Below are 23,540 nucleotides of genomic sequence, written 5' to 3'. Positions count from 1 at the left end.
AGAACGGCGAATGCCCGCCACGCGGTGCGTCGGCCCTTCCGCTGATTACAATCCACGTTTTCCCCGAGACGAAAAGCAGGAGCCAGCACGTGAGCGTGAAACCAGCCGAGACGCGACGCCTGTATCTACAGATCGCCGACAAGCTGCGCGGACTGATCGAGCAGCAGGATTTCGCCCCGAATGGCCGTCTGCCGTCGGAGCGCGAACTGGCGCTGACGCTCGGCGTATCGCGGCCATCCGTGCGCGAGGCGCTCGTCGCGCTCGAACTGGAAGGGCGCGTCGAGATACGCATGGGATCGGGCGTCTATATCGTCGCGACGCCCGCGAACAAGCCGTCGACGACCGAAGCGGAACTGGGCGAAAGCCCGATCGAGATCATGACCGCGCGCAGCGTGATCGAAGGCGCGATCGCGGCGAGCGTCGCGCCGTTCGCGAAACCAAAGGAGCTGAAGGCGCTGCGCACCGTGTACGAGACGATGGCCCGCGAAGTCGGGAACGGGCAAGTGCCGATGGCCGCCGATCGCGCGTTTCACATCGCGATCGCGCAGATGACGGGCAACGATGTGCTCGTGCGAACGGTCGGCAGTCTCTACGACGAACGGCACAGTCCGTTATCGTCGACGCTGCGTGGGCACTTCGAAGGGGAAGAAACGTGGGCGGCCGCGCTGGGCGAGCATCGGGAAATTCTGGAAGCGCTGGAGGCGCGCGACGCAATACAGGCGCAGGCCGCGATGCAGCGGCACATGCGTCAGTCAGCGGCGCGTCTGATGACTAAACGCAAAAGCTGACGCCGGCGCGCGCGGGAAGCGCGCACCGATGGCGAAAACGTGACCGCGTCAGCCAGGATAGGCTTCATCGACCTTCAGACCCGCCAGCTTGAAGATGACGCGCAGCGTTTGCGGCGCAATCTCCCGGCGTGAGGCGAGCGTAGTCAGGACGAAATCCATCACTTTGGCGTACTTCAGCATGGTCAGGCACGACTCGATGTCGGTGGAGCCGTCGCGCATCGACTCGGCGAGGCGCAACATTTCCACGGAAATCTCTCGGGCCATTTCCAGTTCGAGTTGCTGCTTTTCACTCCACGCGGGCATCGCGGTCAGTGCCGCGAGCATCTCCTGAAACTGCTTCTCTGCTTTCTTGTCGGGGATCGCATCCATCGCCGTCCTCTCATGTTCATGGCGCCGCGAGTCGCATTCGCCGCGCTGTGCGTTAGGTGTTACGTAACAAGGCCGGGCGCGGGTGACGACGCTTCGCGTGTCGAGACGCGGCCTGTTACCAGCTTGTTGCTTCTGCTGCTGCATCGGTACGCGGCCGAAAGGCCACGCTGTGTCGTCTTTTCCAATGGCCTCATTGCCGGACGATGCACAATCTGTTCCATGCAGCCTTGCTGCCACGCATTGGCCTTCTGCCGATGACTGGAACGAGAGCGTCTTCGCGCTTTTGAGTAAACTTCCTCTTTTGAGACAACAGAACCAGCGGTTAGCGCACATTCGGCGCGAACATGCTCCGCTTTTTTATTGATCGAACCTTTTACGATGACCAGGAAAGCCTCCGCGTCGGCTCCGGGCACACCCGACCCCTCCACCAAACACGAGATTCGTCCGGGCCAGTCGATCGAACTGCTGAAGGAACTCCATATCCTCACGCGCGACGGCAAGATGAACCAGGACAGCCGCCGCAAACTGAAACAGGTCTATCACCTCTATCAGTTCATCGAACCGCTTCTTGCCGACGTGCACGCGCGCCAAGGGGCCGTATCACTCGTCGACCACGGCGCGGGAAAATCCTATCTCGGGTTTATTCTCTACGATCTCTTCTTCAAGACTCTGCGCGATCGGTCACACATCTTTGGAATCGAGACGCGTGAGGAGCTGGTAAAAAAATCCGAGGAATTGGCGCAGCGCCTCGGGTTTACTGGGATGTCGTTTCTGAATCTGTCGGTGGCCGAATCAATCGATTCGGATCGTCTGCCCGATTCGATCGATATCGTCACCGCACTGCATGCGTGCAACACCGCCACCGACGACGCCATCCAGTTCGCTCTGCAGAAGAATGCGAAGTACATCGTCGTCGTGCCGTGCTGTCAAGCCGAGGTGGCTTCAGTGCTCCGAAAGAACAAGGGGCACGCGCTCTCGAAGAACGTGCTGACGGAAATGTGGCGGCATCCGCTGCATACGCGCGAATTTGGGAGCCAGATCACGAATGTGCTGCGCTGCCTGCAACTCGAATCGCACGGATATCAGGTGAGCGTGACGGAACTCGTCGGATGGGAACATTCGATGAAGAACGAGCTCATCGTCGCGCAGTTCAAGGACTTGCCGCGTGGCCGGCCTGCGCAAAGGCTTTCGGACGTGCTCGAAACGCTCGGGCTGGACGAACTGCGCGAGCGATTTTTTTCGCCCGCGCACTGATCAGGATTTGTCTTTCATCCACGCGTCGAAGCCGTCATGCCCCAGACGGCGCAGCGTTTCGATATTGCGCTCGTAGATGTCGGATGCATCGGGGAACGCGGCGACGGCGCGATCGATGCTCGCTTCGCGAATCAGATGGAACGTTGGATACGGCGCGCGATTCGTGTAGTTGTCGATATCGTCGGGCCCGGTGCCTTCGAACCGATAGTCCGGATGGAAGCTCGCAATCTGCAGTTCGCCCGCGAGTCCAAGCTGGACGAGCAGATTCTCGGCGAAATAGAGCGCGTCGTTGTAATCGGCGAAATCCGCGAACGCGTGTGGTGTGATGAAAAGCGTCGTGTCGATGACCTCGGGATCCGTATCGTGCAAAAGACGAAGCTCATCCGTCAGTTCTACGACGAGATCGTCCACGCCGCGCACCTCGCTCACCACGTAGCGAATCTGCTCTTTGACATGCACGCTCTTCGCGAACGGGCACAGATTGAGTCCGATCACCGCGCGGGTGAGCCAGTGTCGAGTCGCCGCGATCACCTCGTCGCGGGTGCTGCCGTCAGTCATGAGAATCCTGTTTGCGATACGCGGGACACGCTGCCGCGATCAGCGTGCGCGCGATGCGCGGCGCGGCGAGCAGCGGGCCCGAGCCGGGTCCGTACGTCTGGCTGGTCGCGTAAATACCGTCGACAAGCAACGCGAGCGATTCCGCCAGTTCAGCGGGATTATCCGCTTCGGCTGCCGTGCAAATCTCGACCAGACGCGTCATCAGGTAATTTTTGTTGCGCTCCACCGACTGCCGCGCGGGATGCGCCGGATCGCCGAATTCACACGCGATGTTGACGAACGGGCAGCCGCGATAATCCGGCGAGGACGCCCGTTTTACCAGATCCTCGAGCGCCTGAATCATCTGCTTTGCCGGTTCGTCGGGATGTTTCGCGACGCTCGCCTCGAAGCGCCGCCGAAAGCCCTCGTCCATGCGTTCCAGATACGCGACGACGAGTTCATCCTTCGACGCGAAACGCCGATACAAGCTCATTTTATTGACGCCCGCGCGTTCCACGACGGCATCGACGCCGATTGCGCGGATGCCGTCGCGATAAAACAGCTCCTGCGCGGCGTCGAGCAATTGCTCCTGCGCGGTCGCGCCGTCCGTGCGGACACTTCGGCGGGCGGGGGCTTTCGGCTGGTCGGCGGTCGATCGTGTCACAGTCGGTTCCTCGAAGAATTCTGCTGCATGCTTGACATGTTACCGATCGGTAACTAAGCTCGCAACTCTGATGTGACAGAGCGGTAACGTCGCAGGGCAAGAATCAACGTAACGGAGCAGCGATGAACTGGGTAGCGAGACGGCTGAACGGCCGGATACATTACGGCTGGGTCGCGGTGGGCGTCGTGTTTTTCGTGCTGCTCGCGGCAGCCGGTACGCGCGCGACGCCGAGTGTGATGATGTTGCCGCTCGAAAAGCAGTTCGGCTGGTCGCGCGGCACGATTTCGCTCGCGATTTCGATCAATCTCGCGCTTTACGGCCTCGCGGGCCCGTTCGCCGCGGCCGCGATGCAGCGCTTCGGCGTGCGCCCGACGGTGCTCGCCGCGATCGCGACACTCGCGGCGGGCGTCGGCATCTCGTCGATGATGACCGAACCGTGGCAAATGGTGCTCGTGTGGGGCGTGATGGTCGGCAGCGCGACGGGCGTCGCGGCGCTCACGCTGTCGGCGACGATCGTGAACCGCTGGTTCACCACGCATCGCGGTCTCGCAATGGGTATTCTTACCGCCAGCTCCGCGACCGGCCAGCTCGTATTCCTGCCGTTCCTCGCGTCGATTTCGGAGCGCTTCGGCTGGCGGCCGGTCGTGTTCGTCGTCGCGGCGGCGGCGGCGGTCGTGTTGCCGCTCGTCGCGTGGTTGCTGCCCGAGCGCCCGGCCGATCTCTCGCTGCGGCCCGTCGGCGAAGCGGCGAATGTGCCGCCCGCCGCGATCTCGCCGCCAAAAAATCCGATCAAGGTCGCATTCGGCACGCTCGCATCGGCCAGCAAAACGCGCGATTTCTGGCTGCTTTTCTTCAGCTTTTTCGTCTGCGGCGCGAGCACGAACGGTTATGTCGGCACGCACCTGATCGCGATGTGCTCCGATTACGGCATGACGCAAGTCCAGGGCGCGACGCTGCTCGCCGCGATGGGCATCTTCGATCTGTTCGGCACGACGCTCTCCGGCTGGCTTTCCGACCGCTTCAACGCCCGCTTGCTGCTGTTCTGGTACTACGGCCTGCGCGGACTGTCGCTGATTTATTTGCCCTACGCGTTCGGCATCGATTTCTTCGGCCTGCCGCTCTTCGCCGTCTTTTACGGTCTCGACTGGATCGCCACCGTGCCGCCGACCGTGCGCCTCGCCACCGATGTCTACGGCAAGGATTCGGCGCCGATCGTGTTCGGCTGGATCGTCGCGGGCCATCAGCTGGGGGCGGCGTTCGCGGCGCTCGGCGGCGGCATGCTGCGTTCGAGCCTCGGCAGCTACACCATCGCGACGATGATCTCCGGCGGCCTGTGCCTGGTCGCCGCCGTGACCGTTCTGCGCATCAATCGCGCGGGCCGGTCGGTGGGCGTCGCCGCGACCTGACGATCTGCACGCGCGCGCGAGCTTGTTTATCCTTGTGGCCTGACGGCGCGCATCTTTGCCGATTCGCGCCTTTTGCTTTTCATCACGCCAACGAGGACCGAACATGACCACGAAGCCCGCTCCGACCGATATCGACATCCACGAACTGATCGCCGGCCGTTGGAGCCCGCGCGCGTTTTCCAGCGCGCCCGTGGAGCGCGCGCAGTTGCATCGTCTGCTGGAAGCGGCGCGCTGGGCGCCGTCGTCGAATAATTTGCAGCCGTGGCGCTTTATCGTGTTCGACCGTCATCGCGACGAAGCCGCGTTCAAGCGCGCGTTCGACACCCTCATGCCCGGCAATCAGAAGTGGAACGTGAACGTGCCGCTGCTCGTCTGCGTGACGGCTTCGTCACTCACGCCGAAGGGCGACGCGAACCGCACCGCGACATACGACACCGGCGCAGCCGCGATGGCGCTCGTGCTCCAGGCGCACGCGCTCGGGCTGGCGACGCATCAGATGGGCGGTTTCGATCGCGACGCGTTCCGTCAGGCGCTTTCGATTCCGGCGGACGTGGAGATCATCGCGATGATCGCGATCGGTCATCACGGCGACGCGAGCCAGCTCGACGAAACGCTGCGCGAGCGCGAAGCGGCGCCGCGCGCGCGCAAGACGTTGGCGGAAACGGCCTTCGAAGGCGCGTGGGACAAGGCGTTCAAGTAATCGCGCTCAATGCTCGTCCGCCGCGGAAAGCGGACGAGCGACATCCTCGAGCGATCTGCGCTCCGCCGCGACGCCCCAGATGCCCGCGACGACCGCCGCCGCGATCATCAGCAGCGATCCAATCAGATAGCCCACGAATACGGCGCCGCGCTCGTGGGTATCGATCAACTGACCGAAAAGCGTCGGCCCGATGATGCCGCCGAGCGCCGTCCCGAACGCGTAGAACACCGCGATGGCGAGCGCGCGAATCTCCAGCGGAAACGTCTCGCTCACGGTCAGATACGCCGAACTCGCCGCCGCCGACGCAAAGAAGAAAATCACCATCCACGCGATGGTCTGCGTCGTCACGGTCAGCATCCCGCGCATGAACATCCAGCCGCTTATGGTCAGCAGCACGCCTGACATCGCATACGTGAACGCGATCATCTTGCGACGGCCGAGCACGTCGAAGAGCTTGCCGAGCAGAACCGGACCGAGGAAATTCCCCGCCGCGAACGGCAACACGTACCAGCCGATGTGATCGCCCGGCACGTGATAGAAGTCGGTCAGCACGAGCGCGTACGTGAAAAAGATCGCGTTGTAGAAAAACGCCTGCGCCGTCATCAACGTGAGTCCGACCAGCGATCGGCTGCGATGCGCGTTGAAAAGCGTATGCGCGACTTCGCGCAGCCGCGTCCCCTCGCGCGCGTGCAGGCGCAACGGCTTGATGGGCGTATCAGGAATCTCGACGCCGTGCTGCCGGAAATGCGCCTCGATTTCCTCGACGACTTCTTGCGCTTCCTTCTCGCGATTGTGCGTGATGAGCCAGCGTGGGCTTTCCGGCACCCACATCCGCATGAAAAGGATCGTGAGCCCGAGCACCGCGCCGATCAGAAAGCACGCGCGCCATCCCCAATCGGGCGGAAGCAGGCCGGGATCGAGCAGCACGATGGAACCCGCCGCGCCGATGCCCGCGCCAACCCAGAACGTGCCGTTGATCGCGAGGTCGGTCCAGCCGCGCAGGCGGGCAGGGGTGAATTCCTGAATTGTCGAATTGATCGCGGTGTATTCGCCGCCGATGCCCGCGCCGGTCAGAAATCGGAACAGCACGAAGGTCGCGAGATTCCACGAGAACGCGGTCGCGGCGGTGGCGGCGACGTAGAGAAAGAGCGTGATGAAGAACAGCTTGCGCCGGCCGAGCCGGTCCGTGAGCCAGCCGAAGCCGAGCGCGCCGAGCACCGCGCCCGCGATATACGCGCTGCCCGCGATGCCGACATCGGCATTCGAAAATTGCAGCGTGGGGCTCGACTTGAGCGCGCTCGCGACCGCGCCAGCGAGCGTCACTTCGAGTCCGTCGAGCAGCCACGTGATGCCGAGCGCAAGCACGATCAGCGTGTGAAAGCGGCCCCACGGCAGACGGTCGAGGCGCCCGGGCAAATCGGTTTCGATGATGGCCGGACGATCGCTGGCTTTATCGGTCAAACGGTTCTCCTGTGGCGCGGCGGCTTCGTTCATGCGTCGGAGGCGTGCTTTTCGCTGCGAGTCGGCACGCAAAAAAGCGAACAAATTGCCGCGAAGTGCGCAAGTTGCATTCCGCTTTTGTCGAATAAACCTGGTGGTTTAAAAATAGCCGAAATGCGGTTGATGCGTTGCGCGGAACGTGTTAAAAACGCCGTCCATGTTTGAATGCGACGTCCTCAACCGACGCCGCCGATGCCCATGACTTATTGCGCGATCGATTTCGGCACGTCGAATTCCGCCGTCGCTGTGCCTGACGGATTGTCGATCCGGCTGGCGCCCGTGGAAGGCGACGCGACCACGCTGCCCACCGCCGTTTTCTTCAACACCGACGAGAATAACCAGACCTACGGTCGCGCGGCGCTCGAAGCGTACATAGACGGTTTCGATGGCCGCCTGATGCGTTCGATGAAGAGCATTCTCGGCTCGCCGCTCGCGGACAACAGCACCGATCTCGGCGACGGTTCCGCAATTAAATACACCGACGTCATCACGCTCTTTCTGCAACATCTGAAGCAGAAGGCGCAGCTGCTCGCCGCCGAGCCGCTGACACGCGCGGTGCTCGGCCGCCCGGTCTTTTTCGTCGACGACGATCCGCGGGCCGATCACCTCGCACAGAAACAGCTCGAAGCCTGCGCGCATTCGATCGGCTTGCGCGAAATCCACTTCCAGTACGAGCCGATCGCCGCGGCGTTCGATTACGAAGCGGGCCTGACGAAAGAAGGGCTCGTGCTGGTCGCGGATATCGGCGGCGGTACGTCGGATTTCTCGCTCGTGCGCGTCGGCCCGGAGCGCGCGCGTCATCTGGAGCGCAAGGGCGATGTGCTCGCGCATCATGGCGTGCACGTCGCCGGCACGGATTTCGATCGCCGCGTGGAACTGGTCACCGTGCTGCGCGAACTCGGTTACCAGTCGCTCGATACCAAGGGACGCGAATTGCCGAGTCCCGTTTACTTCGATCTCGCGACCTGGCATCTGATCAACACGGTCTATACGCCGAAGCGCGTGAGCGAATTGCAGCTGATGCGCCATCTCTATACCGATGTGCGCCATCACGACCGGTTGATGCGCGTCGTGTATCGCCGGCTCGGTCACGCGCTGACGGCGCACGCCGAGGAAGCGAAGATCGACGTCGCGGCGGGCGGCACGACCGAAATCGACATGGAAGAGGTGGAAGAAGCGCTGCGCGTCGCGTTCGACGAGTCGCAACTGATCGCGGCCGGCGCCGACGAAACGCGGCGGATCGTCGAGGCGGCGCACGAAACGCTCATGCGGGCCGGCGTGGCTCCCGCCGACGTGAACGCCGTCTATTTCACAGGCGGTACGACGGGGCTGCGGTTTCTGTCGGAAGCGCTTTCGGCGGCATTTCCGGCCGCGCAGCCGGTGTTCGGCGATCGCCTCGCCAGCGTGGCGAAGGGGCTGGGCATCTATGCGCAGCGCATCTTCGCCTGAGGCCGCGTACAAACCTGCGCGAAAAAAGAAAAACCCCGCCGAGGCGGGGTTTTTTTACGAATTCCAGCGGTACGTTAGACCGGCTTGATGTTCGCTGCTTGCTTGCCCTTCGGGCCAGTCTTCACTTCGTAGGAAACCTTTTGGTTTTCCTGAAGCGTCTTGAAGCCTTCGATGCGGATTTCCGAGAAGTGTGCGAACAGATCTTCGCCGCCGCCATCCGGAGTGATGAAGCCAAAGCCCTTTGCGTCATTGAACCACTTGACGGTACCGGTTTCCATGTTACGTATTCCAAAAAATTGATGAATAAGGCCGAAGCCCAAGGGTGCGGAAAATCAAGGAAGGGGCAATGGGACCAACCGGAGTACCGTGATGGCGAACTCGAAAGAACCAATTCACTCGCCACTTGAAATCCTGCAAGAAGGTTTATACGGCGAAACGATTTCGCGGTCAATTAATATCCGACAACTCTGAAGGGCTTTTTTCGAGACAAGCTGGCAAAAATTACAGAACGTGTAATTCCGGGCCGGATCGTCCTTCGAAAACCCCACTTTGGGGCAATTACTTTCCAGTATGCACTGCATTCGAAAGGTGCAACCGTTAAACTACGCGCCTTTCTACGGTTGCACCCACATCGTCGAAGTGGGGGCGATGCGCGCGCGGCGCGAGACACTGGAGATAAAGTTGAAGAGTTCGATACAGAGAAATATCGGCCCGATGGCACTGTTGTTGACCGGCCTCGGATCCATCATCGGTTCAGGCTGGCTGTTCGGCGCGTGGAAAGCCGCCAAGATCGCCGGGCCGGCAGCGATCGCCGCATGGGTGATCGGCGCGGTCGTCATTCTGGCGATCGCGCTGACGTATGCCGAACTCGGCGCGATGTTTCCCGAGTCGGGCGGCATGGTGCGCTACGCGCGCTACTCGCACGGCGCGCTCGTCGGTTTCATCAGCGCGTGGGCGAACTGGATCGCGATTTTGTCCGTGATCCCGATCGAAGCCGAAGCGTCGATTCAATATATGAGCACCTGGCCGTACGACTGGGCGCATGCGCTCTTCGTTAGCGAGTCGCTTACGCCGATGGGCCTCGTGCTGTCGGCGCTGCTCGTGGTCGTCTACTTCATGCTGAACTACTGGGGCGTGAAAGTGTTCGCGCGTGCGAACTCCGCGATCACGATCTTCAAGTTCCTGATTCCGGGCGCCACCATCGCGGGACTGATCTTCACCGGATTTCATTCGGAGAATTTCGGCACGACGTCGAGCTTCGCGCCGTACGGGTGGCCCGCCGTGCTGACGGCGGTGGCGACGAGCGGCATCGTTTTCAGCTTCAACGGGTTTCAGAGCCCCGTGAACCTCGCCGGCGAGGCGCGAAATCCGGCGCGCAGCGTGCCATTCGCCGTGATCGGCTCGATTCTGCTCGCGCTCGTGATCTACGTGCTGCTGCAAATCGCGTATATCGGCGCGGTGAATCCCGCCGACGCGATGAAGGGCTGGTCGCACTTCAACTTCGCGTCGCCGTTTGCTGAACTGGCGCTCGCGCTGAACCTGAACTGGCTCGCATTCCTGCTTTATGTCGATGCGTTCATCAGCCCCAGCGGCACCGGCACGACCTACATGGCGACGACCACGCGCATGATCTATGCGATGCAGCGCAATAACACGATGCCGAAGATTTTTGGGATCGTGCATCCGTTCTACGGTGTGCCGCGCCCGGCGATGTGGTTCAACCTGATCGTCGCGTTCATCTTCCTGTTCTTCTTCCGCGGCTGGAATACGCTGGCGGCGGTGATTTCGGTCGCGACCGTGATCTCGTATCTCACCGGCCCGGTCAGCCTGATGGCGCTGCGCCGCTCGGCGACCGATCTCGATCGTCCGCTCAAGTTGCCGATGATGGGCGTGATCGCGCCGTTCGCGTTCGTGTGTGCGTCGCTCGTGCTGTTCTGGGCGAAGTGGCCGCTCACCGGCGAAATCATTCTGCTGATGGTGGTCGCGCTTCCCGTCTACTTCTACTTTCAGAGCAGGACGGGCTTTTCGGGCTGGGGACGCGATCTGAAGGCGGCGTGGTGGCTCGTGACCTATTTGCCGTCGATGGCGGTGATGTCGCTGATCGGCAGCAAGGATTTCGGCGGCAGCGGACTTCTGCCGTACGGCTGGGACATGGCTGCGGTCACCGTGCTCGCGCTGATCTTCTACTACTGGGGCGTGCACACGGGATATCGCACGAAGTATCTCGACGAGCGCGAAAGCCGCGACGACATTCTTCACGAAGTCGGCGCCTAAGGCTTCTCCGCTTCACGACGAAACCCGCCCGAGCAATCAGGCGGGTTTTTTCATTTCAGCGCAGATTCGAGATCAATCGTCGGTGAAGACGTAGTTGGTCATCGCGAGCGCGCGCTGGAACGTGCCGAGCGACTGGATGCCGAGCCGGTAATCATCCGCCGCCGCGCCGAGCGCGCTGAACACAGGCAGCAGATGTTCATCGGTCGGATGCATCAGTGCGGCGTGCGGCGCGCGAGCACGATAGTCGAGCAGGGCGTCGATATCGCGTGCAGCCATGCGGCTCTCGAACCAGTCGGTGAACTCTACGACGCGCGGATCGGCGTCTTCCGGTCGCGCGCTGAAATCGGCCATGCGCAGATTGTGCGTGATCTGACCGGAACCGATGATCATCACGCCGTCATCGCGCAAATCGCGCAACGCCCGGCCGATGCGAAAATGATGCGCGGCGTCGAGATGCGGCTGAATCGATAGCTGCGCAACCGGGACGTCGGCATCCGGAAACATCAGGAGCATGGGCACCCACGCGCCGTGATCGAGCCCGCGATCCGCGGTCGTCGCGGGCATGTCTTGCTTGCCGAGCAGCGCGGCGGCGTGTTTCGCCAGTTCGGGCGCGCCGGGCGCCGAATAGCGCAGTTCGTAGAGCGCGCGCGGAAAGCCATAGAAATCGTGGATCGTTTCCGGGCGTTCGGCCGTGCTGGCCACCGGCTGCGCGGTGCCCCAATGGGCGGACAACATCAGAATGGCGCGCGGGCGCGGCAGCGTTTGTCCGAGCGAAGCGAATTCGGCGGACGGCATTGACGGATCGATGGGCAACGTCGGTGCGCCGTGGGAAATGAAAACGGTGGGCAGTCGGCTCATGGCGGCAAATTCCTGTGGGGTCTTGACGTCAATGTAGGGCCGCGAGCCCTGTTGATAAACGGCTCGAATGGCAACGAATTGTGTCGCCGCCGTTGTTAATCCGATGCTTCGTCTCGCAGACCTCGCCAGGCGGGCGCGACCGGCTGACCGAAGCCGAACAGATCGATGACCCGCGCGACCGTGTGATCCACCATTTCGTCGATGGTCGCGGGTTTTTGATAGAACGCGGGCAAGGGCGGAAAGATCACGCCGCCCATCTCGGTGACGGCCGTCATGTTGCGCAGATGCGCGAGATTGAGCGGCGTCTCGCGCACGAGCAGCACGAGGCGGCGGCGCTCTTTCAGCACGACGTCGGCGGCGCGGGTGATGAGGTTGTCGGAAAGACCGTGCGCGATGCTTGCCAGCGTGCGCATCGAACACGGCGCGACGACCATGCCGCCGGTCGCGAAGGAACCCGATGCGATGGTTGCGCCGACATCGCGCACGCTATGGACGACATCGGCGAGCGCGTGAACGTCGGCCTTGTCGAGATCGAGTTCGTGCTGAATATTCAGCCAGCCGGCGCTGGAAACGAGCAAATGCGTTTCGACACCGCCTAGCTTGCGCAGCGTCTCTAACAGACGTACGCCGTAGATGGCGCCCGTTGCGCCGGTAATCGCGACGATAAGACGTCGTTTTTCGGCAGCGGGCGCGCTCACTTGCGCAAAGTCAGGCTGCGGCGAAAAGTTGCTGCAGTTCGCCCGATTGATACATCTCCATCATGATGTCCGAGCCGCCGATGAACTCGCCCTTCACGTAGAGCTGCGGAATGGTCGGCCAGTTAGAGAATTCCTTGATGCCCTGGCGGATCGCGTCGTCTTCGAGCACGTTCACGGTCATGATCTGATCGGCGCCGCATGCCTTCAGCACCTGGATCGCGCGGCCGGAGAAACCGCACATCGGGAATTGCGCCGTGCCCTTCATGAAAAGGACGACCGGGTTTTGATCGACGATCTGCTTGATGCGTTCTTGCGTGTCCATGGCGTTCCTGCGCTTTGAAGTCGGTGGAATGATGGTTGAAATGATAGCGGATTTCGGTTTCGAGGGCTGACGACGGCCAGACGCTCAGGCCGTGAAGAGACCGCCGGAGCAACGCTCGATGCCGGCGAGATCGCGCATCGAGCGGACGTTGGTGAAGCCGCGTGCCTTTAGCAGCTCGCGCACGGATTCCGCCTGATCGTAGCCGTGCTCCAGCCACAAGGCGCCGTTGGTCGTGAGCAGAAACGGCGCGGTCCCGATGATCGTGCGGATCGCGGACAAACCGTCGGCGTCGTCGGTTAGTGCACCGCGCGGTTCGAAGCGCAAGTCGCCTTGCGCGAGATGCGGATCGTCGCTCGCGATGTACGGCGGGTTGCTGACGATCGTCTCGAAGAGCAGCGACGGATCGATATTCGCGGCCCAGTCGCTTTCGACGAACGCGACCGGGCCGCCCGTGCGCGTCGCATCGAGCAGCGCGTGCGCGTTGCCGCGTGCGACGTCGAGCGCGGCGGTCGATCGGTCGACGGCCCATACGCGCGCGTCGGGCCGGGCATGAGCGATCGAAATCGCGATCGCACCGGTCCCGGTGCCGAGATCGAGCACGCGCGGGTTCGCCACATCGGCGATGGATTCGAGCGCGAGTTCCACGAGCAATTCGGTTTCCGGACGCGGGATCAGCACGTCCGGCGTCACGTCGAATTCGAGACCGAAGAATTCGCGCCTGCCGGTCAATTGCGCGATGGGCTCGCCGTTCAGACGCCGCTTTGCGAGCGCTTCGAAACGCGCAACCGCGTCCGGATCGAGCGATTCACGATCACGCGTGATGAGCTCGGTGCGCCGCCAGCCGAGCACGTGCATCAGCAGAATGCGCGCTTCGAGCAGCGGCAGTCCGGCAGTGCGCAGCAAATCGGCCGCTGTGCTCACTCGGTTTCCCCGAGCGCGGCGAGCAGCTCGGCCTGATGCTCGGAAACGAGCGAGGCGATCATTTCATCGAGATCGCCGTCCATGATGTATTCGAGCTTGTAGAGCGTCAGATTGATGCGGTGATCCGTCATGCGCCCTTGCGGGAAGTTGTACGTGCGGATGCGCTCCGAGCGGTCGCCCGAGCCGATCAGGCTCTTGCGCGTCGCCGCTTCCTTCGCGTGCTGCTCGTGATACTGCTTGTCCTTGATGCGCGCGGCGAGCACCTTCAACGCGCGATCCTTGTTCTTGTGCTGCGAGCGGTCGTCCTGACATTCGACGACGATGCCCGTCGGCAAGTGCGTGACGCGCACGGCGGAATCCGTCTTGTTGATATGCTGCCCGCCCGCCCCCGACGCGCGGAACGTGTCGATACGCAAATCGGCCAGATTGATGACGACTTCGCTGATTTCATCGGCTTCCGGCATCACCGCGACCGTGCACGCGGACGTGTGGATGCGCCCTTGCGTTTCCGTCGCCGGGACGCGCTGCACGCGATGCCCGCCCGATTCGAACTTGAGCCGCGAGTACGCGCCTTGTCCCGCGATGCGCACGATCACTTCCTTGTAGCCGCCGAGATCCGACACGCTCTCCGACATTGTTTCGGCGGTCCAGCGGTTGCGTTCCGCGTAACGAAGATACATGCGCAGCAAATCGCCCGCGAACAGCGCGGATTCGTCGCCGCCCGTGCCCGCGCGGATTTCGATGAAGATGTTGCGGTCGTCGTTCGGATCCTTCGGCAAGAGCATCGTCTGCAAGTCGCCTTCGATCTTCACCATGCGCTCGCGTGCCTCGCCGATTTCCTCTTCGGCGAAATCGCGCATCGACGGATCGGAGAGCAGTTCCTGCGCGGTGGCTTCGTCGGTCAGCGCCTGACGCCAGAGCGCGTATTGATCGACGATCGGGCTGATTTCCGCGTGCTCGCGCGTGAGCTTGCGATACTGGTCCATGTCGGCCGTCACGTCTTCGCGGCTCAACAATTCGTTGAGATCGACCTGCCGTTTTGCAAGCTGGTCGAGCTTGCTTTGCATGCTCGTTTTCATCGGGCGGAATCGGCGCGGTCAGCGCCAGGAATTACTGCGATCGGGGAGCGCCGCGCTAGCTAGCCGCGCGGAGCATTTGAGAATAGCAAAGAGAAGGCCGCTAACGTTCCGACGAATCGGACGACGGACCGTGGCGGTAGAAACCGCTCATCAGGTCGATGAGCTGGTCGCGCTCCTCACGGCTCGCGCGGTTGAGCGCGTGCGTCGGGCCGTGAATCAGCTTGTTCGTGAGCGATTGCGACAGCGCTTCGAGCACGGCGGCGGGATCGTCGCCGCGCGCGAGCATCTTGCGCGCGCGCTCGAGTTCGGCGCGGCGCAGCGTGTCCGCCTGCGTGTGCATGTGGCGGATGACCGGCACGATGCTGCGCGCATCGAGCCACTGCATGAAATTCGCGACACGCGTCTCGATGATCGCCTCGGCCTGCGCGACCGCCGCCTGACGCGACGCGTTGCCTTCGCGCACGATCGCGCCGAGATCGTCGACGGTGTAGAGGAAGACGTCGTGGAGATTGCCGACTTCCGGCTCGATATCGCGCGGCACGGCGAGATCGACCATGAATATCGGCCGATGGCGGCGCGCGCGCACGGCACGCTCGACCGCGCCGAGACCGATGATCGGCAGCGTCGACGCCGTGCACGACACGATGATGTCGAATTCGTGCATGCGCGCAGGCAGTTCGGAGAGCGGAATCGCGCGGCCATTGAAGCGTCCGGCGAGCTTTTCGCCGCGCTCCGCCGTGCGATTCGCGACAACCAGTTCGCGCGGATTCTGCGCGGCGAAGTGCGTCGCGCACAACTCGATCATTTCGCCCGCGCCGATGAACAGCACGCGCTGGCTCGAAATGTTCTCGAAGATGCGCTGCGCGAGACGCACGGCGGCGGCGGCCATCGATACCGACTGCGCGCCGATTTCCGTCGTCGTGCGCACTTCCTTCGCGACCGCGAACGTGCGCTGGAACAACTGGTTGAGATACGTGCCGAGCGCGCCGGCTTCGGACGCCGTACGCACGGCATCCTTCATTTGTCCGACGATCTGCGTCTCGCCGAGCACCATCGAATCGAGCCCCGATGCGACGCGAAACGCGTGGCGCACGGCTTCCGACTGCGGCAGCGCATAGACGTGCGGCGCGAGTTCGGGAACGGGGATGCTGTGATACTTCGAGAGCCACTGGATCGCGGCTTCGCGGGCGGCGGCGTCGTCAGTGGCGCAATAGAGTTCGGTGCGGTTGCAGGTCGAGAGGATGGCCGCTTCGGGCGATGCCTTCGCGAGCGGTCCCAGCCAGATGTCCTTCAGCGCGCCCAGCGCGGGCTTGAGCTGTTCGAGCGGAAACGCCACGCGTTCGCGCAGGGCGACAGGCGCAGTGTGGTGGTTGATTCCGATCGTGAGGAGCTGCATTGTATTGAGCTGATGCTTTGGGCCTAAGCCGATGGCCTTTCAGATAGCCCAATATTATAGCCTTTTGCGTATTTCTTCATTTATAGGTGGCATTTGGGGCGCGACCACGGTTAAATGCCGCCCACGCCCATACGGCGGGCGATGAACGTCCGCCGCAGGACGAGTGTGACAGAACGCCGCGGCGTGCGGCTCAGCGAAAATACTTTGCCAGTTCGGCCGCGCGCGCTTCGAGTTCTTCCATGGGGATATCGTCGGTGTGGAACGCCATCTGCCGGTTTCTGGCGGTGAGCTCCTCGTCAAACAACTGAGTGCGCGAGGCAGAGTCGTGATTGAGGTGAAACAGCGTCGCCTGGAGATTCGAGAACGAATGCCACCGCACGCCGAGTCGCGCGGCGCGGACGAATAATTCGTCGTCTTCTCCTCCCCAGCCGATGAAGCCGGGATTCAGCCCCCCGACGCGGATGAATTCCGCGCGCCTGAAGAAATTGATCGCACCAGGCGTACTGACGTACAGCAGACTCATTTCGTCCGGCAAATCACTTGCTAAAAACGGCGCGAATTCGTCGAAATTACCCGATTCGATAAACGATTGCCGGCGATTGCCAGAAACATTCAGTACGCGTGTGAAAGGACAAAGCACATCGCTGCCGTTATGGTCCATCAGCGCGTCCAACGCGCCTTTCATATAGTACGGGTTCGCGATCATATCGGCGTCATGCAGGTAGATAATCTCACTCTTTGCCATGAGCGCGCCGAGATTGACCAGTCGCGCCTTCGGGAAAGGGCCGGTATCGTGTATGAAAACATGTTTGATCTTCGAGTCGCCGAATTCGGACCAACTGAACGTGGGCGCGGCATCCGCCTCGATCAGCCAGATCTGATAGTCCGAGTAGGTACGGTTCAAGTGACGCAGGACGCCCCGCAGATTGTCTCGCCTCTCCTGGCTCGCGCCGCGGTACGTAATAATCAGTTCCAGGCCGCGCAGGGAAATCAGACTGGTTTCCGTCATGAGATAAATACCTTTTAGAATCGCAATTCCGTAGTGTCGATAATCGAAATGATTTAATTCGTAACTCGCGAGCACCACTCGAAGCCGAAGTCCGCTTTCAGTGCGGTTAATCGGAATATTCTGAAATTGATGCGAGCGCGATTTAATACAAATCATAGCATTCGGGCAAACCCAAAAAACTCGGAAAATTCACAGAGGCTTCTCAAGCGGAAGAGCGATCGTTTCATATTTCATGGGTCACACGAGACGCATCTGCAGCGCGCGTCCGGATGGATCCGGAGCCTTGCACAGGCATCGTCCGGCCCCTAAACTCAACCGCTGCGTCCGCCGTGAATTGTCCAAACCATGCCTGTTATTCGAAACGCTTCACTTGCCGCCAGATCGCTACCTGCGGAGCATTGCCGCTAATGGGCTGGATCGGACTGATTTTTCTCGGCGCGGTGATCGGCGCGGCGGGCTGGTGGCTGCATCCGCTGCGGCGCGCGGGACGCGGCGCGCGCGGTCCGGCGGGACGCATCTGGACGGCCATCGGCGCTGGCATACTGGCGACGGTCGTCGCGCGCATGCTGGGCAATATCGTCGACTTGTATCACGACGGCGATACGCTCGAATGGCTGGCGTGCGCCGTGTTTGCGCTCTTCGTCGTGACGATGACCGTCGGGCTGGCGGCGCGCCGCTGATCCAATTTTTCTGACGTGCGACGGGTGATCCTCGCCGCGCGCCGTGCTCTTCGCGCCCTACGCGGGCTTTCAAGCAGGTGACTTCATGAACGATCGCATTGCAGATTCAGCCATTCCAGAGCCCGCCATGTTCGCGAAACGCATCGAGGCGTTGCGCGGCCAGATGGCGTTCGAAAAGCTCGCCGCCGTGCTTATTCCGTCGGCCGATCCGCATCTTTCCGAATATCTGCCGGAGCGCTGGCAGGGACGTCAATGGCTCTCGGGCTTCACCGGATCGGTCGGCACGCTCGTAGTGACGGCGGATTTCGCGGGCGTCTGGGTCGACAGCCGCTACTGGACGCAGGCCGAAGCCCAACTCGCCGGCACCGGCATCGCGCTCATGAAGATGATGGGCGGCCAGCAGACCGCGCCGCACGTCGAATGGCTCGCGGAACACGTGCCTTCGGGCGCGACCGTCGCGGTCGATGGCACGGTGCTCGGCGTCGCGGCGGCGCGCGCGTTGTCCGAAGCGCTGACCGCGCGCGGCATCGTGTTGCGGACCGATCTCGATCTGCTCGACTCGGTGTGGCCCGCGCGTCCTGGTTTGCCGGAGGCGGCAGTCTACGAGCACGCCGCGCCGCATGCGAGCGTCTCCCGCGCGGAAAAACTCGCGCAAGTGCGCGCCACGATGCAGGCGAAAGGCGCGCAATGGCACTTCGTTTCCACGCTCGACGATCTCGCGTGGATCTTCAATCTGCGCGGCGGCGATGTGAGCTACAACCCGGTCTTCGTCGCGCACGCGCTGATCGGTCTCGATGACGCGACGATCTTCGTCGCCGATGGCAAGGTTCCTGCCGCGCTCGTCGCATCTCTCGCGCGCGACAACGTGCGCGTCGCGCCGTATCCCGCCGCGCCCGAATCGCTCGCTTCGTTGCCGGCGGGCGCGACACTCCTGATCGACCCGCGCCGCATCACGCACGGCTTGCTGGAGAAAGTGCCCGCGACGGTGACGATCGTCGAGGCTGTGAATCCGTCGACGTTCGCCAAATCGCGCAAGACCGCGGCGGAAGCGGAGCACATCCGAGCGACGATGGAACAGGACGGGGCCGCGCTCGCCGAATTCTTCGCGTGGTTCGAGGATGCGCTCGGCCGCGAACGCATCACGGAATTGACCATCGACGAGAAGCTGACCGCCGCCCGCGCGCGCCGTCCGGGTTTCGTCACGCTGAGTTTCGGCACGATCGCGGGCTTCAACGCCAACGGCGCGATGCCGCATTACCGCGCGACCGAAGCCTCGCACGCAGTGATCGAAGGCAACGGCCTGCTGCTGATCGATTCGGGCGGCCAGTATCTGAGCGGAACGACGGACATCACGCGCGTCGTGCCGATCGGCGAAATCAGCGCCGAGCACAAGCGCGATTTCACCGTCGTGCTGAAGGGCACGATGGCGCTTTCCCGCGCGCGCTTTCCACGCGGCATCCGTTCGCCGATGCTCGATTCGATCGCCCGCGCGCCGATCTGGGAAGCGGGCGCGGACTACGGTCACGGCACGGGACACGGCGTCGGCTACTTCCTGAACGTGCACGAAGGCCCGCAGGTGATCTCGCACTACGCGCCGGCCGAGTCGTGGACGGCGATGGAAGAGGGCATGATCACGTCGATCGAGCCAGGGATTTATCGGCCGGGCAAGTGGGGCATCCGCATCGAAAATCTCGTGATGAACCGCGCGGCCGCCAAGACCGAGTTCGGCGATTTCCTCGAATTCGAAACGCTGACGCTGTGCCCGATCGATACACGCTGCATCGACTTGTCGCTGTTGCGCGAAGACGAACGCGCGTGGCTCAACGCGTATCACGAGACGGTGCGCACGCGCGTGTCGCCGCATGTGTCGGGCAAAGCGCTGGCGTGGCTCGAAGCGCGGACGAAGGCGATCTGACGAACAGGACAGGAGCGCAGCGAGATGATCATCAAGGCAGTCGTGTTCGATTTCGGCGGCGTGCTGATCGACTGGAATCGCGAATATCTCTACAGGCATCTGATTCCGGACGATACCGAGCGCCGCTGGTTTCTCGATAACGTCTGCAAGATGGAATGGGTCGTGCAACAGGACGGCGGGCAGACGATCGAGGAAGGCACTGCCGAATTGATCGCGCTCTATCCCGAGCACGAAGCGCTGATCCGCGCGTTTTATGCGCGCTGGCCGGAAATGGTGTCGGGCGTGATGGAAGAGGGCGTCGCGCTCGTCGAACGGCTGGAGGCGGCGGGCGTGCCGCTCTTCGGCCTGACGAACTGGTCGGCGGAAACTTTTCCGTACGCGTGGGAGCGTTTCGACGTGCTGCGGAAGTTTCGTGAGATCGTGGTGTCGGGGCGTGTCGGTCTCGTAAAGCCCGATCCGCAGATTTTCGATTTGATGCGCATGGAAATCGAAAAGCAGTTGCCGGGCATTCGACCGGACGAGCTCGTGTTCATCGACGACAATCTGAAGAACGCGCAAGCCGCGACCGCGCTCGGCTGGCACGGCGTTCACTACACCGGCGCGCTGGATACGGAAACCAAGCTGCGCGCGCTGAATCTGCCGATCTGAAAACGCGAACGCAACGCGCTACTGCCCCAGCAGATTCTTCAGCGCGTTGCCGATTCCCCGCACCGTATCGCCCGCGCCCCGCGCGACGCCTTCCGCGCTCACGCCGAGGACTTTCGCGAAGCCCGCCGCAAGTTTCTTCGACAGACTCTCACTCAGCGAAAACTTCGGATCGCGCAAATCGCCGTCGAGCACGAAATCGAGCTTGATCTGCTCCTTGCGGTCCTTCAGCGCGGCGATCGCGGCTTTGGTCGGAATCGAGAGGAAGGTGTCGAGCGGATTGCCGGCGTCGCTGATCTGCAAGTGATTCAGCGTGAGCGTGCCGGGCGCGTGAATGCGGTAATCCTTCACGGTCGCATCGATCGACAAATCGATGGTGCCGCCCGTTACCGCCGCCTTTGCGCCGGCTTTCTTGAGCAGATACGGATCGAGCGTCGCGACATCGACGTTGCGCAATGTCACGCGCGTCTGAGAATCCTTGTTCGCGATGACCATCCAGCCCGCCCACGTCACATTGCCCGTATGCGACGGGCCTTTGATCGAACCGGTCATCGAAAGCTCGGTGCGGTCGGTGAGGGCGGGCAGATGAATGTGATCGACGGTGGCGCGCGCGTCGCCGATCAGCACGCGGTACGGCGGGTTCTGCACCGAGCCATCGAAGAACTCCATCGAACCACGCTCGAACGATACGCGATCGATGAGCTTTTCCTCGCGCGCATGTTCTTCACGCTCCTTGCTGTCGGGCGTGGCGTTGGCTTCCTGCGCGGTTTCCCTGAGCCCTGGCAGGATGCGCACGCGGCCATCGGCGGAACGGACGATCGACAGATAGTAGTTGTCGACGCTCACGCTGCGCAGATGAATCGGCTTCGTTATGAGCGAATGCATATCGACATCGAGCACGATGCGCTCGGCACGCATGGCGTCGCTCGCCGGCCAGTCTTTCGGGCCGCGCAGGCGCACGCGCGAGAGCGTCACGTGACCGAAGCCGACGTCGATTTCTTCCACCGAACCGTTCGGGCCGAGCGTCTCGATGATGCGCTCTTTGATCTGATGCACGGCGATCAGCCAGCCGCCGACCGCCACGACGGCGAGCGCCACGACGATTCCGATTGCCCAAAGCGCCCCCCGCCTCGCGCTCGATCCCGCCATCTTCGTGTGTCTCCCGTGTCGGCTTTTCGGAAAGTGCCGCTCGAAAATGAAAGTGGCGACTGCGTCCTACACAGTCGCCACTTTTATGCCTGACGTCGGTGCGCGCGCCCGCATTGGCGCGCGGTAAATCGTCAGATGTTTGACGCGCTCAACGCGTGATCGGCTTGTAGCGCAGACGCTTCGGCTTCGCGGCTTCTTCGCCGAGACGCGTGCGCTTGTCGGCTTCGTATTCCTGGTAGTTGCCGTCGAAGAACTCGACATGCGAATCGCCTTCGAACGCGAGAATGTGCGTCGCGATGCGGTCGAGGAACCAGCGATCGTGCGAGATCACCATCACCGAGCCGGCGAATTCAAGCAACGCGTCTTCGAGCGCGCGCAGCGTTTCGACGTCGAGGTCGTTCGACGGTTCGTCGAGCAGCAGCATGTTGCCGCCGGCGATGAGCGTCTTCGCCAGATGCAGGCGACCGCGTTCACCGCCCGACAGATTGCCGACGAGCTTCTGCTGATCGCCGCCCTTGAAGTTGAATCGGCCGATGTACGCGCGCGACGGCGTTTCGTACTTGCCGACCGTGAGCACGTCGGCGCCGCCGGAGATTTCCTCGAACACGGTTTTATCGGCGGCGAGCGCGTCGCGGCTTTGATCCACATAGGCGAGCTTGACGGTCGGTCCCTTGACGATCTCGCCCGAATCCGGCTGCTCCTTGCCGGTCAGCATGCGAAAGAGCGTTGACTTGCCGGCGCCGTTCGGCCCGATGATGCCGACGATCGCGCCCGCCGGAATCTTCATGCTGAGATTGTCGATGAGCAGACGATCGCCGTATGCCTTGCTGACGTTCTTGAACTCGATGACTTCATTGCCCAGTCGATCGCCGACCGGAATGAAGATTTCCTGCGTTTCGTTGCGCTTCTGATATTCCTGGCTGTTGAGTTCCTCGAAACGCGCGATACGCGCCTTCGATTTTGCCTGACGGCCCTTCGGGTTCTGGCGCACCCATTCGAGTTCCTTCTTGATCGCCTTCTGACGCGCGGATTCGCTCGCTTCTTCCTGCTTCAGGCGGTCTTCCTTCTGGTCGAGCCAGCTCGAATAGTTGCCCTTCCACGGAATGCCGTGGCCGCGGTCGAGTTCGAGAATCCATTCGGCGGCGTTATCGAGGAAGTAGCGATCGTGCGTCACCGCGACGACGGTGCCCGGATAGCGCGTGAGAAATTGCTCCAGCCATTCGACGGATTCGGCGTCGAGGTGGTTGGTGGGCTCGTCGAGCAGCAGCATGTCCGGCTTTTGCAGCAGCAGCTTGCACAGCGCGACGCGGCGCTTTTCGCCGCCCGACAGATGTTCGATCTTGGCGTCCCATGCCGGCAGGCGCAGCGCGTCGGCGGCGACTTCGAGCTGTTGTTCGGGGCTACCGCCATCGCTCGTCGAGAGAATCGCTTCGTACTTCGCCTGTTCGGCGGCGAGCGCGTCGAAGTCGGCGTCGGGCTCGGCGTAGGCGGCGTAGATTTCGTCGAGTTTCTTTTGCGCCTGGAAGACATCGCCGAGACCTTCCTCGACGGCCTGACGCACGGTCTGTTGCGGATCCAGTTGCGGTTCCTGCGGCAGATAACCGATGTTCAGGTTCGGCATCGGCGTGGCTTCGCCTTCGATGTCCTTATCGACGCCCGCCATGATCCTGATGAGCGTCGACTTGCCGGAACCGTTCAGGCCGAGCAGACCGATTTTCGCGCCGGGGAAGAACGAGAGGGAGATGTCTTTCAGGATCTGACGCTTCGGCGGGACGATCTTGCCGACGCGGTTCATGGTGAAGACGTATTGGGCCATGTTGTCCGTGATTGATTGAGGGTATGAAAGCGGCGCGTCCGAGTCGGCGCGCGAGGATGTCCGGTCGCGCGGTTTCGCGCGTTCCCGCCGCTGCGCCTGGCGCGGGCGGGA

Annotated in this window: 23 protein-coding genes; 9 read left to right on the top strand and 14 right to left on the bottom strand. The window is 62.4% G+C overall.

The genetic code is table 11. The features are described from left to right. The first annotated feature begins 89 nt into the window (after positions 1–89). Positions 90–788, top strand: coding sequence for a FadR/GntR family transcriptional regulator (locus PQR08_RS34545; protein ID WP_408163864.1), 699 nt, complete (start codon positions 90–92; stop codon positions 786–788). A 48-nt stretch (positions 789–836) separates the two neighbouring features. On the opposite strand, the gene PQR08_RS34540 is transcribed toward PQR08_RS34545, so the two are convergent. Further along, the gene (locus PQR08_RS34540) at positions 837–1,157 is read right to left on the bottom strand and encodes a hypothetical protein (protein ID WP_035509889.1); all 321 of its coding nucleotides are present in this window, start codon (positions 1,155–1,157) and stop codon (positions 837–839) included. A 378-nt stretch (positions 1,158–1,535) separates the two neighbouring features. Here PQR08_RS34540 and PQR08_RS34535 point away from each other — a divergent pair, with 378 nt between their 5' ends. Further along, complete coding sequence (locus tag PQR08_RS34535; protein ID WP_051627222.1) at positions 1,536–2,411, top strand: class I SAM-dependent methyltransferase; 876 nt, start codon at positions 1,536–1,538, stop codon at positions 2,409–2,411. Here the strand turns inward: PQR08_RS34535 and PQR08_RS34530 are convergent, their stop codons facing one another. Continuing rightward, positions 2,412–2,969 carry a DUF1415 domain-containing protein gene (locus PQR08_RS34530; RefSeq protein WP_408163863.1) on the bottom strand — a complete coding sequence of 186 codons (558 nt, stop codon included), beginning with the start codon at positions 2,967–2,969 and terminating at the stop codon, positions 2,412–2,414. Next, complete coding sequence (locus PQR08_RS34525) at positions 2,962–3,612, bottom strand: TetR/AcrR family transcriptional regulator (RefSeq protein ID WP_238295604.1); 651 nt, start codon at positions 3,610–3,612, stop codon at positions 2,962–2,964. Before PQR08_RS34525 ends, PQR08_RS34530 begins: the two co-directional genes overlap by 8 nt. Positions 3,613–3,734: 122 nt before the next feature. Here PQR08_RS34525 and PQR08_RS34520 point away from each other — a divergent pair, with 122 nt between their 5' ends. Both PQR08_RS34520 and PQR08_RS34515 read left to right on the top strand, forming a co-directional pair. After that, positions 3,735–5,018 (top strand): MFS transporter, encoded by a 1,284-nt coding sequence (locus PQR08_RS34520; protein ID WP_187609494.1) that lies wholly within the window; start codon positions 3,735–3,737, stop codon positions 5,016–5,018. 103 nt (positions 5,019–5,121) lie between these two features. Further along, on the top strand, positions 5,122–5,718 hold the full coding sequence (locus tag PQR08_RS34515; RefSeq protein WP_250484197.1) for a nitroreductase family protein: 597 nt from the start codon (positions 5,122–5,124) through the stop codon (positions 5,716–5,718). Positions 5,719–5,724: 6 nt separating this feature from the next. On the opposite strand, the gene PQR08_RS34510 is transcribed toward PQR08_RS34515, so the two are convergent. Continuing rightward, the gene (locus tag PQR08_RS34510) at positions 5,725–7,212 is read right to left on the bottom strand and encodes an MFS transporter (protein WP_408163860.1); all 1,488 of its coding nucleotides are present in this window, start codon (positions 7,210–7,212) and stop codon (positions 5,725–5,727) included. 204 nt (positions 7,213–7,416) lie between these two features. Here PQR08_RS34510 and PQR08_RS34505 point away from each other — a divergent pair, with 204 nt between their 5' ends. Beyond that, on the top strand, positions 7,417–8,667 hold the full coding sequence (locus tag PQR08_RS34505; protein ID WP_408163874.1) for an Hsp70 family protein: 1,251 nt from the start codon (positions 7,417–7,419) through the stop codon (positions 8,665–8,667). Between the two features lie 74 nt (positions 8,668–8,741). Here PQR08_RS34505 and PQR08_RS34500 read toward each other — a convergent pair whose 3' ends face one another. After that, positions 8,742–8,945 carry a cold-shock protein gene (locus tag PQR08_RS34500; protein ID WP_007000074.1) on the bottom strand — a complete coding sequence of 68 codons (204 nt, stop codon included), beginning with the start codon at positions 8,943–8,945 and terminating at the stop codon, positions 8,742–8,744. Between the two features lie 403 nt (positions 8,946–9,348). On the opposite strand from PQR08_RS34500, the gene PQR08_RS34495 reads away from it, so the two are divergent. Beyond that, complete coding sequence (locus tag PQR08_RS34495; RefSeq protein WP_408163858.1) at positions 9,349–10,941, top strand: APC family permease; 1,593 nt, start codon at positions 9,349–9,351, stop codon at positions 10,939–10,941. Between the two features lie 72 nt (positions 10,942–11,013). Here the strand turns inward: PQR08_RS34495 and PQR08_RS34490 are convergent, their stop codons facing one another. The 7 genes from PQR08_RS34490 to PQR08_RS34460 form a co-directional block, all read right to left on the bottom strand. Further along, entirely contained in the window at positions 11,014–11,799 is a 786-nt protein-coding gene (locus PQR08_RS34490) for a DODA-type extradiol aromatic ring-opening family dioxygenase (protein WP_408163856.1), read from the bottom strand. Positions 11,800–11,894: 95 nt separating this feature from the next. Then, positions 11,895–12,497, bottom strand: coding sequence for a UbiX family flavin prenyltransferase (locus PQR08_RS34485; protein ID WP_408163854.1), 603 nt, complete (start codon positions 12,495–12,497; stop codon positions 11,895–11,897). Between the two features lie 10 nt (positions 12,498–12,507). Beyond that, the gene (gene grxD, locus PQR08_RS34480) at positions 12,508–12,819 is read right to left on the bottom strand and encodes a Grx4 family monothiol glutaredoxin (RefSeq protein ID WP_035509911.1); all 312 of its coding nucleotides are present in this window, start codon (positions 12,817–12,819) and stop codon (positions 12,508–12,510) included. Positions 12,820–12,903: 84 nt separating this feature from the next. Continuing rightward, on the bottom strand, positions 12,904–13,740 hold the full coding sequence (gene prmC / locus PQR08_RS34475; protein ID WP_408163852.1) for a peptide chain release factor N(5)-glutamine methyltransferase: 837 nt from the start codon (positions 13,738–13,740) through the stop codon (positions 12,904–12,906). Further along, positions 13,737–14,819, bottom strand: coding sequence for a peptide chain release factor 1 (gene prfA, locus PQR08_RS34470; RefSeq protein WP_408163850.1), 1,083 nt, complete (start codon positions 14,817–14,819; stop codon positions 13,737–13,739). Before prfA ends, prmC begins: the two co-directional genes overlap by 4 nt. Before the next feature lie 100 nt (positions 14,820–14,919). After that, positions 14,920–16,215, bottom strand: coding sequence for a glutamyl-tRNA reductase (gene hemA, locus PQR08_RS34465; RefSeq protein ID WP_187609502.1), 1,296 nt, complete (start codon positions 16,213–16,215; stop codon positions 14,920–14,922). Positions 16,216–16,405: 190 nt separating this feature from the next. After that, positions 16,406–17,224: a galactosyltransferase-related protein gene (locus PQR08_RS34460; RefSeq protein ID WP_408163848.1), complete on the bottom strand. Its 819-nt coding sequence runs from the start codon at positions 17,222–17,224 to the stop codon at positions 16,406–16,408. Between the two features lie 407 nt (positions 17,225–17,631). Between PQR08_RS34460 and PQR08_RS34455 the strand changes: the two genes are divergently transcribed. From PQR08_RS34455 to PQR08_RS34445, 3 genes are all read left to right on the top strand, one after another. Continuing rightward, positions 17,632–17,904: a hypothetical protein gene (locus PQR08_RS34455; RefSeq protein WP_408163847.1), complete on the top strand. Its 273-nt coding sequence runs from the start codon at positions 17,632–17,634 to the stop codon at positions 17,902–17,904. 127 nt (positions 17,905–18,031) lie between these two features. Beyond that, positions 18,032–19,819: an aminopeptidase P family protein gene (locus tag PQR08_RS34450; RefSeq protein WP_408163872.1), complete on the top strand. Its 1,788-nt coding sequence runs from the start codon at positions 18,032–18,034 to the stop codon at positions 19,817–19,819. A 24-nt stretch (positions 19,820–19,843) separates the two neighbouring features. Further along, positions 19,844–20,467: an HAD family hydrolase gene (locus tag PQR08_RS34445; RefSeq protein ID WP_408163845.1), complete on the top strand. Its 624-nt coding sequence runs from the start codon at positions 19,844–19,846 to the stop codon at positions 20,465–20,467. Positions 20,468–20,485: 18 nt separating this feature from the next. On the opposite strand, the gene PQR08_RS34440 is transcribed toward PQR08_RS34445, so the two are convergent. Both PQR08_RS34440 and ettA read right to left on the bottom strand, forming a co-directional pair. Next, a complete protein-coding gene (locus tag PQR08_RS34440; RefSeq protein WP_187609506.1) occupies positions 20,486–21,613 on the bottom strand; it encodes a DUF748 domain-containing protein in 1,128 nt (375 codons plus the stop codon). Between the two features lie 148 nt (positions 21,614–21,761). Next, on the bottom strand, positions 21,762–23,429 hold the full coding sequence (gene ettA / locus PQR08_RS34435) for an energy-dependent translational throttle protein EttA (protein ID WP_187609507.1): 1,668 nt from the start codon (positions 23,427–23,429) through the stop codon (positions 21,762–21,764). Between the last annotated feature and the right edge of the window lie 111 nt (positions 23,430–23,540).

The sequence above is a fragment of the Caballeronia jiangsuensis genome, assembly GCF_046030135.1.
In the GTDB taxonomy this organism is placed as follows: domain Bacteria; phylum Pseudomonadota; class Gammaproteobacteria; order Burkholderiales; family Burkholderiaceae; genus Caballeronia; species Caballeronia jiangsuensis.
This window is presented reverse-complemented; position numbering and strand designations above follow the sequence as displayed.

Excerpts from the sequence above, each read along its gene's own strand:
- PQR08_RS34540 (WP_035509889.1), bottom strand. The coding sequence starts at position 1,157 with ATGGATGCGATCCCCGACAAGAAAGCAGAGAAGCAGTTTCAGGAGATG.
- PQR08_RS34535 (WP_051627222.1), top strand. The coding sequence starts at position 1,536 with ATGACCAGGAAAGCCTCCGCGTCGGCTCCGGGCACACCCGACCCCTCC.
- PQR08_RS34530 (WP_408163863.1), bottom strand. The coding sequence starts at position 2,969 with ATGACTGACGGCAGCACCCGCGACGAGGTGATCGCGGCGACTCGACAC.
- PQR08_RS34520 (WP_187609494.1), top strand. The coding sequence starts at position 3,735 with ATGAACTGGGTAGCGAGACGGCTGAACGGCCGGATACATTACGGCTGG.
- PQR08_RS34515 (WP_250484197.1), top strand. The coding sequence starts at position 5,122 with ATGACCACGAAGCCCGCTCCGACCGATATCGACATCCACGAACTGATC.
- PQR08_RS34510 (WP_408163860.1), bottom strand. The coding sequence starts at position 7,212 with ATGAACGAAGCCGCCGCGCCACAGGAGAACCGTTTGACCGATAAAGCC.
- PQR08_RS34505 (WP_408163874.1), top strand. The coding sequence starts at position 7,417 with ATGACTTATTGCGCGATCGATTTCGGCACGTCGAATTCCGCCGTCGCT.
- PQR08_RS34500 (WP_007000074.1), bottom strand. The coding sequence starts at position 8,945 with ATGGAAACCGGTACCGTCAAGTGGTTCAATGACGCAAAGGGCTTTGGC.
- PQR08_RS34490 (WP_408163856.1), bottom strand. The coding sequence starts at position 11,799 with ATGAGCCGACTGCCCACCGTTTTCATTTCCCACGGCGCACCGACGTTG.
- grxD (WP_035509911.1), bottom strand. The coding sequence starts at position 12,819 with ATGGACACGCAAGAACGCATCAAGCAGATCGTCGATCAAAACCCGGTC.
- prfA (WP_408163850.1), bottom strand. The coding sequence starts at position 14,819 with ATGAAAACGAGCATGCAAAGCAAGCTCGACCAGCTTGCAAAACGGCAG.
- hemA (WP_187609502.1), bottom strand. The coding sequence starts at position 16,215 with ATGCAGCTCCTCACGATCGGAATCAACCACCACACTGCGCCTGTCGCC.
- PQR08_RS34460 (WP_408163848.1), bottom strand. The coding sequence starts at position 17,224 with ATGACGGAAACCAGTCTGATTTCCCTGCGCGGCCTGGAACTGATTATT.
- PQR08_RS34455 (WP_408163847.1), top strand. The coding sequence starts at position 17,632 with ATGGGCTGGATCGGACTGATTTTTCTCGGCGCGGTGATCGGCGCGGCG.
- PQR08_RS34450 (WP_408163872.1), top strand. The coding sequence starts at position 18,032 with ATGTTCGCGAAACGCATCGAGGCGTTGCGCGGCCAGATGGCGTTCGAA.
- PQR08_RS34445 (WP_408163845.1), top strand. The coding sequence starts at position 19,844 with ATGATCATCAAGGCAGTCGTGTTCGATTTCGGCGGCGTGCTGATCGAC.
- PQR08_RS34440 (WP_187609506.1), bottom strand. The coding sequence starts at position 21,613 with ATGGCGGGATCGAGCGCGAGGCGGGGGGCGCTTTGGGCAATCGGAATC.
- ettA (WP_187609507.1), bottom strand. The coding sequence starts at position 23,429 with ATGGCCCAATACGTCTTCACCATGAACCGCGTCGGCAAGATCGTCCCG.